This window comes from Pedobacter endophyticus, from assembly GCF_015679185.1.
Taxonomy (GTDB): domain Bacteria; phylum Bacteroidota; class Bacteroidia; order Sphingobacteriales; family Sphingobacteriaceae; genus Pedobacter; species Pedobacter endophyticus.
Genome location: NZ_CP064939.1, coordinates 700554 through 716121 on the forward strand (window position 1 = coordinate 700554; position 15568 = coordinate 716121).

At 44.2% G+C, this 15568-nt stretch carries 7 protein-coding genes; 2 read left to right on the forward strand and 5 right to left on the reverse strand.

What is annotated here, in order from left to right; genetic code table 11:
* Position 1: 1 nt before the first annotated feature.
* From IZT61_RS02840 to IZT61_RS02860, 5 genes are all read right to left on the reverse strand, one after another.
* Positions 2–3157 carry a DUF6298 domain-containing protein gene (locus IZT61_RS02840; RefSeq protein ID WP_196099689.1) on the reverse strand — a complete coding sequence of 1052 codons (3156 nt, stop codon included), beginning with the start codon at positions 3155–3157 and terminating at the stop codon, positions 2–4.
* A gap of 823 nt (positions 3158–3980) precedes the next feature.
* Positions 3981–5612 (reverse strand): pectate lyase family protein, encoded by a 1632-nt coding sequence (locus IZT61_RS02845; RefSeq protein ID WP_196099690.1) that lies wholly within the window; start codon positions 5610–5612, stop codon positions 3981–3983.
* Between the two features lie 164 nt (positions 5613–5776).
* Entirely contained in the window at positions 5777–7432 is a 1656-nt protein-coding gene (locus IZT61_RS02850) for a pectate lyase family protein (protein WP_196099691.1), read from the reverse strand.
* 1231 nt (positions 7433–8663) lie between these two features.
* Positions 8664–10493: a RagB/SusD family nutrient uptake outer membrane protein gene (locus IZT61_RS02855; RefSeq protein ID WP_196099692.1), complete on the reverse strand. Its 1830-nt coding sequence runs from the start codon at positions 10491–10493 to the stop codon at positions 8664–8666.
* Positions 10494–10503: 10 nt separating this feature from the next.
* Entirely contained in the window at positions 10504–13746 is a 3243-nt protein-coding gene (locus IZT61_RS02860; RefSeq protein WP_196099693.1) for a SusC/RagA family TonB-linked outer membrane protein, read from the reverse strand.
* Between the two features lie 819 nt (positions 13747–14565).
* On the opposite strand from IZT61_RS02860, the gene IZT61_RS02865 reads away from it, so the two are divergent.
* Together IZT61_RS02865 and IZT61_RS22380 are read left to right on the forward strand one after the other, a co-directional pair.
* Positions 14566–15072: a hypothetical protein gene (locus IZT61_RS02865; protein WP_196099694.1), complete on the forward strand. Its 507-nt coding sequence runs from the start codon at positions 14566–14568 to the stop codon at positions 15070–15072.
* Between the two features lie 239 nt (positions 15073–15311).
* Complete coding sequence (locus tag IZT61_RS22380) at positions 15312–15437, forward strand: hypothetical protein (protein ID WP_262895707.1); 126 nt, start codon at positions 15312–15314, stop codon at positions 15435–15437.
* Positions 15438–15568 lie beyond the last annotated feature (131 nt).

Consider the following 15568-nt stretch of genomic DNA (forward strand, 5'->3'; position numbering starts at 1 on the left):
ATTAAATTTTATTGATGACGATCACCTCGTCGCCCGATGCAATCTTATTCAGTTTAACCACAGCGCCACCGTTAATGCGCTCCTCTTTAATGACTTTTCCCGTATTTGGATTCAATACTTTAACATTGAATTTGCCTTTCGATTGACTTAAATCCAGCTGAATAGGGCTTGAAGATGCATTGTATAACAAGTAAGCCTTGCCTGCGTTTTCCAGTCCGTATTGTGCTGTATTTTCACCTGCCGGAAGAAACGGCTTTAGCGTTGAGGCAAGGTCGAGAATCGAGGCATCTAAATTGGAAATATTCGACAATGAACCGCCAGCCATTAAAATCGCCCATCCGTAGCTGTCGAAATTGTCGCCAGAATAAATAACCGCTTTTTCAGGAAACCTGATTTTATATTCAGCAACAGCGTGATACACTTCTTGAAATGAAGTCTTTTTGGGTTTTAGCAAACGAGCATGTTGACGAGGTGCCAAATTTAAGCCGCCTTTAGGGGCATAAGCGATTCCGTCGGCCTGATAATGCCAATATCGGATGTCGATTAAATCGACAACGTTTGCCCGATTTGGATCAGCAAGAATGGCATCCTGAACATCTTTGGTTACACTTAAACCAATAATTGGGTGTTTGCCCGTCTCTTTTTCCCACTCTTTTATCGTGTCAATCCAAAACTGAACGAAATGCAAAGGACCTGTAAATTCAGCGCCAATTAGCTGGATTACGCCCGTATTGCCATCAAAGTTTTCTAAGCATTTCCGGATATAGGCCTTATGTATCGCTTTGCGATGTTCGTTGCTGATATCGTAAAACTGCTCGGCCATAAAGATTCGCTTATCGCCCGCATAAGGTACGGGCTCAGGAAAACCAGTATTGTTGATGTTGTTGGCCGTACGCCAAGGGAAATCGGCATAATGCGCCCCGGCCTCGATAATGTTGTGTTGAAAGTAGTTTTCGTGAATAAGCACCAGTCCTTTTTGATCGGCCAGATTGGCAAATGTTTTTAGCCTGTCCCAATACCAAAGGTTGTACTTCGTAATGTCGTATTTGCTCAGCCCGTCCCAAGCCTTATCCTGTCCGCTACGGGCAAAAGGCAGCTCATAAAATGGCGCCCAAACTTCGCCATCCATGCGGCGAATACGCTCGTGATCATCTCTTCTTCTATCGTACCAAAGGCCATAATTGTGATCGATGATTTTAACCGAACCGTTTTCCATAGCATCGGTAATGGCATCTAAATTATCGGTTAAGCCATTGCCTTCACGGCCGGGAACGAAACGCGTAATGTGAAACCTTGTGTTTTTCAATCCATGCGGACGGGCGCTTCCGTTCCACCATGGAACTTCCTGTCTATTGCCCACCACCAGTTCGTTGCCTCGCACCAACCAGCCATTTCTGATGGCCATTGCGGCTGCATTTTTAGGCTGGATAACTTGATCTAAACCTATTTTATCAATGGATTTTGCTTGATTTGCTGCTGTCGGAATTTTAGTTCTTGCCGCTGCCGAATCAATATATGCTGAAACGGTTATAGCAGGCGTATAGGCCAGTTTGGTTAGTTTCATAGCCACATCAACGGGCGGACTGCTTGAAGCTTCGGTTTCAACGGGAAGCACAAATGCCCGCCTGTCAATTTCTTCGCCAACTCGATCTTTTAGCTGCGCATAATAAAGGCTTCGCGGTTGAATCTGCTCGTTCGACATGTCCCAATAACCGTTTCCGGAGAATTGGGCCCAGGTTCCGAAAGCCCAGTTTTGTGCGGTTGGTGGCTGTGGATTATCTACTCGGGCAGCGCTACATTGCCAAAAAACACTGTTTGCAGCACTCCAGCCCGCTCCTTGCCCATCCTGCCCGCGGTTTAAATAACTCAACGCGTTGCCATCTACATTTACAATATCGAACAGCACACCCGATGCCCAGCTATCAATTGTACCACTAAAGCTGAAAGGTAAATACGATTGGCATTGCACAAAAACATTGGGCCCCGGAGCGCAAAAACCGACGGCAAAATCGTGATAACCATATTCGGCGTATAACCTTTGGAAAAGCGTTTGCTGCCCTGTGGTTAAAAATGTATAACGGCGTTCGCCACCAATTTCTGAAATTGGCGCAAGCGACTTACAGTCTTCAACGGTAACTCTTTTTGCGGTTTCTAAAACATTTACGGCCGAACCTGCAAAATGCTCAAAAACTACCTGACGAACCCAGGCATCTGCAACATTTTCCATGCAAATGGCTGTCCAGCGATGGTATTCATCCTTAAGATTCTCTTTGTGGTAATCGGATTCTAGTTTTAGGTTTTCTACGCCCGATTGCGAAATTCTTCCGTCCCACTGATATTTTGAAACTGCTGCGCCACCAAATTTTGCATCCAAAGCGGTTGTTATTGGCGCATCAAAGGTGATGCTTGATCCGTTAATTGCTGTTACGGTTCTATCCCAATGGATGTCTCTTGTTCCCGGTTTCCACCCCAAGGTACTTTCGCCACCGCCAAATTCCACCGTTTTAAGGGTTTCGATCCATTCTTTGGTTGATGGGCGATTGATGATAATTTTATCGCCAACTTTTAAGCCACCGATATTGGATAGCGTTATTTTAGTGGCATTAACCGGAACATAATTATCGGCAATAGCAATCGGCGTCTCTTCTTTGCGATCCTTTTTGCCCAAGATCCGAATTACGCCGATTCGATCTAAACCTGTGGCGAAGATCTTTGTGCCGTTTTCATCCATTCCGCTTCCACGAAGCACCACGCCCGAAGCCGATAATTTTAAGGTGCCCGCTACTTCGTAAGTTCCTTTTTCTAACAATACCGCACCACGCAAACCATCTTTCCCAATGGGTAATTTCGATACATAATTTATGGCCGATTGAATACGCAAAGTGGCATCGCCTGTTGTAACGGGCACAATAACTTTTATCGTTGCATCGGGAATCGCCTTTTCGCCTGCCATGTACCCAGCATAAGAAAAATCGGGAATTCGATCGCCTTGCCCGTCAGGCGTGTAAGCCATTTTACCGTCCTTGCCTTTAAAAATTGGCTTCGGTGGCTCAACGGGCTTCGTGTTCTGAGCGAAAGAAAAGTTCGCAACAAAAAGCAACGCGACCAAAATTGGTAGGGTTTTTAGTTGTGTTAATATGTGGTTAGTTTTTGGCATTAAATACTTATTTTTTTAGTATGGTCGTCATTGCGAGGCCGGGTTAGAGCGAGCCGAAGCAATCTAACTTTGCAAGTAGAGATTGCTTTCCCGAGAAATCGGGACAGGCTGTTCCTCGCAATGACGAGACGGTTTTGTCATGCTGAGCATAGCGAAGCATCCCTTGCCTACTTCTCACTGTCTCTGCCTACGCACTTCCTCTTTTTAGGCAGTGGGTTATTGGCGTTTTGTCTTTCATCGCTTCGAGATTGCTTCAGCTCACACAGCCCGGCCTCGCAATGACGGGTTTGCTAGACCGTTTGTCATTCTGAGTGCAACGAAGAACCCCTTGCCCATTTTTACTGTCTCTGCCTGCTTACTTCCTCTTTTTAGGCAGTGGGTTATTGGCGTTTTGTTTTCCATCGCTTGGCTATTGCTTCAGCTCACACAGCCCGGCCTCGCAATGACGGGTTTGCTAGACCGTTTGTCATTCTGAGTGCAACGAAGAACCCCTTGCCCATTTTTACTGTCTCTGCCTGCTCACTTCCTCTTTTTAGGCAGTGGGTTATTGGCGTTTTGCGTTCCATCGCTTAGAGATTGCTTCAGCTCACACAGCCCGGCCTCGCAATGACGGGTTTGCTAGACCGTTTGTCATTCTGAGTGCAACGAAGAACCCCTTGCCCATTTTTACTGTCTCTGCCTGCTTACTTCCTCTTTTTAGGCAGTGGGTTATTGGCGTTTTGTTTTCCATCGCTTGGAGATTGCTTTGTTCTTCGCAATGACGAGATGGCTATACTATGCGCCTTGTTTCCTCTTCGCTTTCGGCTTTAACCTTTAAGCTTTCTTACGGTCTCACCTTACTTACATCCACTAAACTATTCAAATAAACCTCGATATTTGCATAACCCGATTTAGTAATTTTTGCCGCATCGGTAGCATCTTTTGGGTTTAATCCGTTTTTCAGCTCATAAGCATCAGGCATTCCATCGTTATCCGAATCCTTGTATGGCGTTCCATTATATTCAGGATAGCCACCCACTTGTGCGATATCCGAAATGATGCCTTTTTTATACGAATCGGCGGGTAAACGACGCTTTACGTAACCTTGCTTCGCTGGCAATTTTCCATCTTCAACATGCTCAATCTTACCAGTAGTCACTTGTCTTATGATACGTTTATCCACAGCATCGCGAACGGGCAAACTTGCTCCGGCATTGGCCAAAACATAGTCGTAAGCTTTTTTGGTATCGATGATCGAGATCTTCGCCATTGGCAAAGGTTTATCGGTACGGATGGAATCCAACAGCTTCTGCTTGTCGCGTTTACTTTCGGGCTGAACGCCGCCATCCCAGTTATTTTTGGTTACTTTTTCGTTGCCCTCGATGATATTTCCGGTAACGTAGGCACGACCAAATTCATTTCTGAATTTAATGTCTCTACCCGATTCTGGCTTCAAAATGCGGTAAGAAATTGGCTCGCCCGCTGGCGTAATCGGCCCCGGTTTGTAATAATTGTTAATGAAACTGTAAAATGAAGCATTATCGCCGCCATCGGCACTGCGATTCCACCAGTTGAAGATGACGTTATTGGCAAAGCCAAAATCGCCATACATGCCAACAGACGGGTTGCGACTAATATTGGATGCCCACAGATTGCGCATAAACGTAGAGTTCAAACCGCCAATGGTACTACCAAAAGCATGGTTATAGGTATCTAAAGCTTCTGAAAAGATCGAGTTTTGGATAGTGACATTTACAGTAGGCAATTTCACTGGTTTCGAACCGTCTTTCGGATCGTAAACATGGCGGTAAATCGACATGTTTTCATCTAATCCCCAACTTGCCGAAACGTGATCGATAATGATATTCCCAACGGGATTACCGCCAATGGCATCGTCTCTGCGGGTTACGTCGGTTTCTCCGCGACGAAAACGCATATAACGAATTACTACATCGTGCGTGTTAATCCATACCGATTCGCCTGCTATACAAACGCCATCGCCCGGAGCGCTTTGACCCGCAATGGTGATATAAGGCGCACGGATAATCAACGGTGTTTTCAGCTTGATAATTCCGGCAACGTTAAAAACAATAATTCGGGCTCCTCCTTGTTCGCAGGCTTCCCTTAAACTTCCTTTTCCAGAATCGTTCAGGTTCGTTACTACATAAACTTTGCCGCCACGACCACCAAAAGCATGAGCGCCACCGCCCTCGGCACCGGGAAAGGCCACCATCTTAGCTTGTGGTAAATCGCTTGGTTTTGCTGCCCACGGAATATACGGCTTACCCTGTTTTGCTTCTGCATCAACAATCGGCTTTACCTTTAGAAACTGTTGTTCTGATTTATCTTCAATGGATTTCAACAGCGAATCGGCCCTTTTTTCCATCGCCTCCGGGATTACGGGGTATTGGGCAAAAGCCGAATTCGCCCAGCCGCAAGTGGCTATTAGTAGCGCTATATAAGAATATTTTTTCATTGGAAAAGTCTTGGTTTTATATATAAAGACCTTGATCATATATATTAATTATCAGGATCGTCATTTCGACCGAAGTGGAGAAATCTTTGGACTTTTACTTATTGTAAAAGATTTCTCTCCCGAAGCCTCGGGCCTTCGCTTCAGTTCGAAATGAAGAATACTTCTTAAATAGGCTTAACAATTGAAACTGGAACTACACTATTTAAATACACTTCGATATTTGAATAACCGCTTTTGGTAATTTTCGCTGCATCAGTCGCATCTTTTGGATTTAAGCCATTCTTCAATTCGTAAGCATCGGGCATGCCATCATCATCGGCATCTTTGTATGGCGTTCCTTTATATTCTGGATAACCGCCAACCTGCGAAACCTCGGTTATGATGCCTTGTTTGTATGAATCGCCCGGCAAGCGACGGTGCTCAAATTGAAATGCCGACGGTTTGGCATCTGGATGTACTTCAATTTTGCCTGTAGCCACTTGTTTGATTACACGGGTATCAACCGGGTCTCTTTTAGGCAGTGTTGCGCCGGCATTTGCCAAAACGTAAGCCTTGGCCTGTAAAGTAGGAATGATTGAAATTTTAGGCATCGGAAAAGGCTTGCTTGCTTTCATGGCCGGGAAATATTTGCCCGCTTCTTCTAAACTCATTAAGTTGCCTTTTTTATTTTCCATTTGCACGCCGCCGTTCCAGTTATCTTGGGTTACTTTTTCGTTTCCATCGATAATGTTTCCGCTTACATAAGCACGGCCAAAAACTACATAAGGCAGCTTGCTTCTTCCCGATTCAGGCTTCAAAATCCGATACGAAATCGGATCGCCAATATCGGTTACAGGTCCGGGTTTATAAAAATTGTTGATGATATTGTATTGAGCGGTGTAATCGCCGCCATCTGTCGATCGGTTGTTCCAGTTGAAAACCACGTTATTAGCGAAATTGAAGATGCCGTTCCAACCAATTGATGGATTACGGGCGCCGTTATCGGCCCAAAGGTTGCGCACAAAAGCACAGTTTTCGCCACCCAGCGTTGAGCCGAAAGCATGGTTCCAATAATCTAAAGCTTCAGAAAAAATTGAATTTTGAATGGTGATGTTTACCGTTCCCAATTTCTCTTCGGTTTTGCCCGTGCTATCGTTATACATGTGGCGATACATCGACATATTTTCATCTAAGCCCCAGCTTGCCGAAACGTGGTCGATCATAATATTGCCTACCGGATTTCCGCCAATGGCATCATCTCTGCGACCAACAAAGGTTTCGCCTCTTCTAAAGCGCATAAAGCGAACAATCACATCGTGGGTGTTTAACCAAACTGATTCGCCAGCTACACAAACGCCATCGCCCGGTGCAGTTTGGCCTGCAATGGTAATGTATGGAGCACGAATAATTAATGGAGTTTTTAGTCGGATGATTCCAGCCACATTGAAAACTACAATTCTGGCACCACCTTGCTCACACGCATCACGCAAAGAACCCGGTCCGCTATCGTTTAGGTTCTTCACAACAATTACTCTACCGCCATGTCCACCAAAGCTATACGCGCCACCACCTTCGGCACCCGGAAAGGCCAACAATTCTGACTGTGGCAAATCGGTTGGGCGACCTGCCCACGGAATATAAGGTTTTCCTTGTGCCGCTTCTTTGGCAATAATAGGTTTGGCTTTTTCCCAAGCGATATCAGATTGGTGATAAGCTGCCTTCATCATCGAATCGGATGTTTTTTTAACATTATCGGGAATGTTGGGATATTGGGCAAAGGAAGAATTTGCGGAGAACATTAACGCCGTTGTTACCAACAGGTTTAAAAATTTTCTTTTCATTTGTGTGTTGCTCGTTGAAGATGTAAAAAAAATTAAGCTGAATATCTAAATTTTACAGATCAATTTTATCCGTAATTTAAAAATTTAAGCGCATCTCTTTTCCGATCTTTGGTTACTAATTTTGGTTAGAAAGTATATTGTTTTTCAAATTTGCAATCTAAAATAGGGTATTTACTGTATAATTTTCGCCATCTATTGTACAATATTATCAACGGACGGAAATCATGGTAACAATCTCAGTTGATTATCACAGCCACGTTACAAGGTAGCCAAAATTTTCATATATAAATGTAACATTCTTAAATGAAAAAATTGAGCGTTTAAACGTTCTCCTTTTCACTAAGCCAGCCTATCATTGCTATCGGTGAAAGGTATCAATAACAGCACTGGTTTGGTTATGCTGAGGGTGATTTTTTGAAAAAAAAATCAATATGAATGACGTTTAGTATTCTTGCCGTCTTTCCCGCGAAGGGGGGAATCTTAAAGCGTTCTGGTTAAGCGCCTCGTCACCCTGTCCCGTACGTACCTATTGTGTGGACACATCTCGTTTTATGCGCCGTCATTCCCGCGCAGGCGGGAATCTTAATGCTGGGCGCCCAATTTATTGCGCATTAGGATCCCCAGTCAAGCTGAGGATGACGACCGTTCTTAGAAAACGCCATAAAATGTGTTGGCATTTTGATGATTTCAGCTTGTAAAACGATATTTCAAAAATGTGTCCACACCATAGGTACGTACGGGATCAGGGCCTTTATAGCAAGAAAGATGCTGAAATAAATCCAGCAGGACGACCGTTCGTATAGCGACTTACAATACAGCGGGTTGCAAAATAACCTCAATGGTGGAAAATGAGCATCCGCAACCTACAGCTTACTGTCCTTGCCTACTCACCAGCCCTCCAATGCTATTAAGTTGAGCTTGTCCATTGTCAGTCTGAGCGGAGTCGAAGACCCTTTCTGTAGGATAAAACAAATAAACATCGCCCTTCGACTCCGCTCAGGGTGACAATGCTTTTTGTTTTATCCTTAACTAAATGACATTGGGTGTGCCTCGCTACAAAGCAACCCCCTTGGGGCAATGACGACTTTACTTTTTTTACTTAACGGATATCCAAAACCACACATCTATAACTCACATCAATAAAAAAAGGATGCCCAAACTTTCAGGCACCCTTTATTGAAACCAAACAAAATTAAAGGTGGCGAGCTACCACCTTTAAAAAATCATTGTATTACCGCAACGGATCAAATGGTCCGCCCCAGGTGTTATTCTGTAACAGATTAATATTGCTCTGCATTGATGCCGTTGGTATCCCGAAGAAGTAAACGCCCGGTTGATAGTTGATGTTATAAGAATCGAGTGTCTTCGTTGTTACCGTGAAGCTCGATGTGTACAAAGCATCCAAATCGGTATTCGCGGCTGCATCTCTGGTGGCTAAAATGTAATCGCTATTGGTGCCGGTATTTTTTAAGGTGATGGTTACGCCAGTTCTTCTCTTGCCGTTCAATGTCGATTCCAGCAATTTTCTTCTTCTCAAATCCCAAAAACGTTTGCCCTCAAAAGCCAGTTCAATTTGTCGCTCTCTCATAATGGCAGCAATTAATTGATTTTTAGACATTCCGGCGGTTAAACCGTACAAACCATCGGTACCAGCCTCAATGCCCGCTCTTTTTCTTAAGGCAATTAAGTTGGCGTATGCTTCTTGACCCTGCCCAATGTTGCTTATCTCTGCCGCACATTCTGCAAGGTTTAACAATACCTCTGCGTAACGGATCTCAATCCAGTCGGTGCCCGCATTCGGGAAACTGGTTAAGGTTAACGTAGGGTCAATTCCTTTTCTAAGGTATAAGCCTGATGATGTTGCAGCGCTTTCTGTAGAGGTAAGCCCCGTGGTTTTGGTGTAGTAATACGTCCATAAACGGTAGCTGGTATTGCCCAACAGCGGCCAGTTTGCCCCATTGTAGGCAATGGTTTGATCGAAGCGTGGATCGCGATTTTTATAAAACGTGTTGATGCTGTACGGATATTTCGTCGAAGTGCCAACATCCTTACCATCCTTCATCGGGAAAGCCATAGCCATATCCCACGTTGGCAGATTTGAGCCGCCACTGGTACCAATATACTTTGGAACGGTTGAATTAGGATAGGTAGAATTGTTTTGACCGATATCGGTTTGGCTGGTATTGTATTGGGTAGCTAAAACCGCCTCGGGGTTACGTGGGGTGCTTCCACCAGCGCTACCTTCTGTAGTCCACATCGAGTAATCCCATTTGTTATAAAGGCCGAATCCGTTTGCAGTTAGGTTGGCTACCGCATCGGCGTTGGCTTGGTAGGCCGCCTGCCATCTGGTCATATCGTTGGTTGGGTTAAACTCTGGGCTTGCCCAATAAAGTAGCACCCTGCCTTTGTAGGCCATCGCTGCACCTTTAGTTATGCGACCGTAATCGGCATTGTTGGGCCATTTGTTAGGAAGGTACTTGATACAGGTATCGAGATCCTTTACAATTTGGGCAAAGGTTTCGCTTGTGGTGTTGCGTGGTAAAAGTGCGGCTTGTTTGGCCTCATCGCCAACAGCATCTAAAGGCGTTAATACCAGCGGCACGCCACCATATAGCTTAACGAGCTCAAAGTAGCGGAACGCCCTCCAGAAAATGGCTTGCGATGCAAATCTATTCTTTACGGCAGGCGCCAACGTTCCGGCATTAATATCGCGGATAAACATATTAATGGTACGGATTTTAAAGTAGTTGCCCTGCGTACTTACATTCCCCAAATCGGTAACCGATTCGATGGTTGCGGTTCCTCTTGTAAATACGTTATCGCCCGATTGCTCATCGGATAGGGCATTAACCGAAGCGCTCAAACCACCAACGTTGCCAAACCAACCGGGCTGATTTTGGCTATACACGTAATTAATGCTCAGCGTTGCGGTGGTAGAATCGTTATAAACCTGATCTTCGGTGAAACTGCCCAGATCTTGCTTTTCTAAAACCTTTTTGCAATTAGCGAAAAACATAACGGTGCTTAGCGCTAAGGATGATAATATGATAATTTTTTTCATGACGATGTTTTTATAAACCAACATTTAAACCAAATGAAATGGTGCGTAAGGTAGGATAAGCACCCATTGGCGTTAGAAAATCTCTGTAATTGTTCGGGAATGGATTAATAAACTGTACGGGGTTGGTAGCTTGTGCAAATACCCTGATGCTGTTGATACCGATTTTACTGGTTAGCTTGTTGGGTACGGTGTAGCTTACGTTGGCATTGGTTATACCCAGTTGTGTGGCCGAAACGAGCCAGAAATCGCTATCCTCTAATGCGCTTGAGAAATATGGGTTCGGGTACGCGGCATTGGTGTTTGTTGGTGTCCAATGATCAACCCAGTACGAAGCCCTGTTGTTGTAAACCGTTGAGCCGTTACCGCTCGCCTTTAATCCGCCAATGGAGGTATATCCGCCCCATGATAAGCCCGCAATTACGTTCACATTTATCGGTCCGTAGCCCAAGCTGAAGTTTAAACCGAGGTTATTGTGGTTATTTTGACGGTTGGTTACATACTTTTTATCGGCCACAGTAATCATACCATCGCCATTTACATCCTCGTAATTAATCATTCCGGGTTGTAAAAAGTTATCTAAAATTTTCACCTTATTTGCACCGCCAGCTGCTGCCGCTCTTTGCGCAATAATGGCATCGGCATCGGCTTGGGTTCTGATAATGCCTAATGATTTATAGGCGAAATAGCCTGCATCGCTCGATTGACCTGTTAAATCTTCAAGTGTACCCACTTTACCCGAGGCGATATCGTATTTGATGATCTTATTATCGTTCCATGTATAAAACGGGCTAAAGCTATAGGTGAACTTGTCTCCTATTTTATCTTTCCATGTGGCCGAAAACTCGTAACCAAAATTGTTAACCTCGCCGTAATTCTCGGTTGGTACGGCTGCACCGATCAGGAATGATACCGACGATTGTAAAGTGGCCAACATATCGTAATTGTGGTTCCAGAAATAATCTCCTGATAAGCTCAGCTTTCCACCTAACAATTGCATATCGAAACCGTAATTGGTTTTCAAGGCATGATCCCACACTACAGCATCATTCGGTATGGCTACGTTCGTTTTAATGGCAATGGTTCTATCGGCTTCGTTAAATACGGCGCCACCGCTACTGCCCGTACCCAAATTGTACGAACGTAAAAATTGGTAGGCCTTGGTTGCATCGGTTCCGGTTAAGCCTACGTTTGCCCTAAATTTTAAGAAATCGATCCATTTTACGTTATCCTTAAAGAAGTTTTCTTCGGAAATTACCCAACCCACTGATGCTGCCGGGAAGCTTCCCCAATTGTTTCCGGGGCTAAATTTTGCACTACCATCGGCACGATATACCAACTGTAATAAGTACTTATTGTCGTAATCGTAGTTAATACGAGAAATTACGGATTGAAATCCGTCTTGACTCAATTGCGATGATTGGGTTGAGGTTTGCGTGCCCACGGTAAAGGTTTGATAGGGTAAACCTCCCGCAACTACGCCCTCCGTCATGGCTGCAACCCCTTCCGAGCTGCTTTCTCGTTGCTCAACCAAGGCTAGTGCCGAAATGTTGTGCTTACCAAAGCTTCGGTTATAATTGAAACCTGCGTTCAATTGATAATTTTCGGCAAAAACAGGATTTAAACGTACGCGATCGCCGTTTTTAATGGTATAGGTTCCTAATAAAGCGCCTCCGGGGATGTGGTTGTTGGCACCTTCGCCCGCATATTTATAATAGGTAAAGGTGGTGCCGAACTGCTTGTTGTTGGTTGAGTTGATATTTTTATTTCCGGTAAAGGTAGCCTGTAAGCCTTTTACTCCCGGAATATCGTAAGTAACCTTACCCAAAAAGTTCATGTTGTACCGTTTGCCCCCGGTAAAGTTGTCGGAGTTTTGCACGAGAAAGAAATTTACGTTATCTAAACCGCCGGTATTGCTTGAGCCGAGGATAACGGGATTGCCGTTGATGTAATATTCTGACCATGGGTTAACGTTTTGCAAACTGGCCACATCGTTATCCAAACTCTCTGATGTGCTGTTCAGTTTATAGAAATAACTTTTTGTCGAGTTCACATCACCACTAATTGAACCCGAAACGGTTAAACGCTTTGATAGCTTGGCTTCGATAGATGCCCGCAAACCGTATTTATCTGAATTGATACCTTTAAAGTTTGAATTTTGCGTAACGTAATCGCCACCAATAAAATAGGTTACCTTATCGGTACCGCCGCTAATGTTAACGGCGTTTCTTAACAAGGTTGAGGTTTGAAAAGCTTCTTTTAACCAGTTGTGATTGTTGTTGGTAAAATATTCAAGCTCATCTGGCGTGTACCATTGTGTTTGACGTGTTAAATCGGGCACACCGTTAATTACGCGGTAACCATCGGCGTTGATATAATTGTTATTTGGCGTGCCAGAAGCGGTTTGTGCATAAACTGAAGCATTTAAATAATCGTTAACGTAGTTACCCAATTGTAAGCCCGACATTAACTCGGGAAGCTTTGTGGCGTTAGAAAAACCAACGGTTGAGCTGAAATTGATGCGTGGCGCACCCGTTCTACCGCGTTTGGTACGTACTAAGACTACACCGTTCGATCCTGAAACCCCAAATATTGCGGCTTCGGCATCTTTTAACACCGAAATACTTTCGACCATGCTTTGATCTAGTTGCTCAAAATCTTGCTGACTTCGAACTACATCATCAATTACGTAAATTGGATTGGTACCTTGTTGGCTATCTTTTGAAAGTACCGTCGGGTTCCGTACCGTAATTGTAGCGGCTTGCCCGGGGCGCTGAACGCCACCACCAACGGTTACACCCGGCATGGTACCACGTAAAACGGCACTTAAGCTAAGGGCAGGTACATCTTCTACCTTTTTCAAATCGGGCTGAGATATGGCCGCCGTTAGCGAGGCTTTTTTCTGTGTTCCGTAACCTACAATTACCACATCTTCCAAATCGTTGTTCTCCGAAACGAGCTTCACTGCGATGTTGGTTTGCGTGCCTACAGTTACCTGCTGGCGAATATAGCCAATGTAAGAGAATACCAATACATCGCTATTGCTTCTTACCTGAATGGTAAACTCGCCGTTGCCATTGGTGCTTACATTGCTCGGAACACCTTTTAAACTTACATTTACGCCGGGAATGCCCTGCCCATCTGCCTGATCTACCACCTTGCCCGTTACCTTACGGTCTTGTGCAAACAGCGCTGTACTTGCTACCAATAGGAGTAGTAAGGACATAGAAATTTTAATTAAAATTTTAATGTTCATTTTATTATTTGGTTAGTTGTTAATTCAACTCGGTATCACCCGATTTTTATCGAATAATGAATTTTACTTGATTAAAGATTTTGATTAATGGAGCGTTTTGCTCAAGATAGGTTTGCGCTTAGCGATTTTTGATCGATGGGGATGCATAATAAGGCTCATTTTAGGGTTGATTATTATAAAATATTTTTTGGTTAGATTATATTGAAAATCTACTTCTTGTGTTAGAATATACTCTTGAAATGTCTTAGGAGAGGTTTTTTTAAATTATTTAGGGATTAAAAATATTTAAAAAAGACAAACAGGGTATAACTAAAAACTAGCATACAAGGTAAAAATAATTATTCATATATAAATACAACATTCTTAAATAAAAATGTTAAATCGTAAAATTGTTACTTTAGGTGGGGTTGGGCGTAAAAAAGAGGAAGCGATTTATTGTCGGCGGGTGATGACACCAGCCGGTAGGAAAAATATAAATTCACTTGTATCTACAAGCGGAACTTGATTTCACACAGCTTATAACCAAAAGAAGTCAAGCTTTAAAAGCTTGACTTCTTTATATTGGCTTTTTAACCCAAACGCTCATAGGTACAGGTATGTAAAGCTATGCAATACTACACCTGAGAGGAATGATAAAGGGAGGCTTGGCTACAGCCTCATTAGCATCGTTAGCTTTGAATTTCGATAATCGATTATTGAAGACAGTAGACAAGATGAATAGCAACACTGTAATTAAAAAAATACCTCTTTTAGGAATATTTAATTACATTTAGATCGGTTTTTAAAATCGAAAACCAATTAAACCAAATATAAAACCTTATGGCATTTAACAATTTCGACAGCCGTCATTTTTCCGCTAAGGAACAAACGGCATTAACAGCGGCTATGAACACGCTTGAGGCCGCCTTAACCGGCAAACTGGCCAATCTATCGGCCGATGAGCGCCGCCAGTATGGCAGCGTGAATGAACAGAACAAACTTATCATCAACAAGGTAAGGGATTACCACAACAGCGAAGCGAACCTGAGCAGCAACGATGTAGACTGGGAGGAATTTGAGCGTGACTATAACACCCGCATGGTGCTACAAAATGCTATACAACGGCTTCAAAGTACGATTGACGGCCTGAATGCCGCCAAGGTTTTGCACGACTGGGACAATTATCAGGCGGCGCTTACTGATTACGAGTTTGCCAAGTACAAAAACACGAGGGGCGCCCTTGGTTTCAATACCAAGGTAAGTGAGCTGGCGCAGTTTTTTGCTGGCGGCGGTAGTGGTTCTGCCCAATCGCCTATACCTCCAGAAAACGGCTTTACAGGTGCTTAGCACTTGGTGAACCACGTTCAACAATCCATTAACCCCGTAGTATAACGTGGTGCACCACGTTATACTACCCGTTTACCACGTTAGTACACGAGGTACACCACGTTCGGAACCCCGTTTACCACGTTACCCTACGTGGTAGAGCACGTCCGGAACCCCGTTTACCACGTTACCCTACGTGGTACACCACGTTCGGAACCCCATTTACCACGTTACCCTACCCCGCCAACGGGGTAAACGACGTGGTTGACCACGTTGCACACCCCGGCAACGGAGTAAACGACGTGGTAGACCACGTTGCACACCCCGGCATTGGAGTAAACGACGTGGTTGACCACGTTACCCTACCCCAACAGCGGGGCAAATGACGTGGTAGACCACGTTCCAATAGTCGAGGGACAAGAAATCTAAAGTTTGAGTGCCTAAACTGCTTCTATCAAAGCTTTTTCTATGTTGGCGGGTGAGTACACCAGCCGATAAGAAAAAGTATCGGATTCAT

What these genes read in the sequence shown, in the direction of transcription:
- IZT61_RS02860 (WP_196099693.1), bottom strand. Translation starts at nt 13,746, where the DNA reads ATGAACATTAAAATTTTAATTAAAATTTCTATGTCCTTACTACTCCTA.
- IZT61_RS02845 (WP_196099690.1), bottom strand. Translation starts at nt 5,612, where the DNA reads ATGAAAAAATATTCTTATATAGCGCTACTAATAGCCACTTGCGGCTGG.
- IZT61_RS02850 (WP_196099691.1), bottom strand. Translation starts at nt 7,432, where the DNA reads ATGAAAAGAAAATTTTTAAACCTGTTGGTAACAACGGCGTTAATGTTC.
- IZT61_RS02865 (WP_196099694.1), top strand. Translation starts at nt 14,566, where the DNA reads ATGGCATTTAACAATTTCGACAGCCGTCATTTTTCCGCTAAGGAACAA.
- IZT61_RS02855 (WP_196099692.1), bottom strand. Translation starts at nt 10,493, where the DNA reads ATGAAAAAAATTATCATATTATCATCCTTAGCGCTAAGCACCGTTATG.
- IZT61_RS02840 (WP_196099689.1), bottom strand. Translation starts at nt 3,157, where the DNA reads ATGCCAAAAACTAACCACATATTAACACAACTAAAAACCCTACCAATT.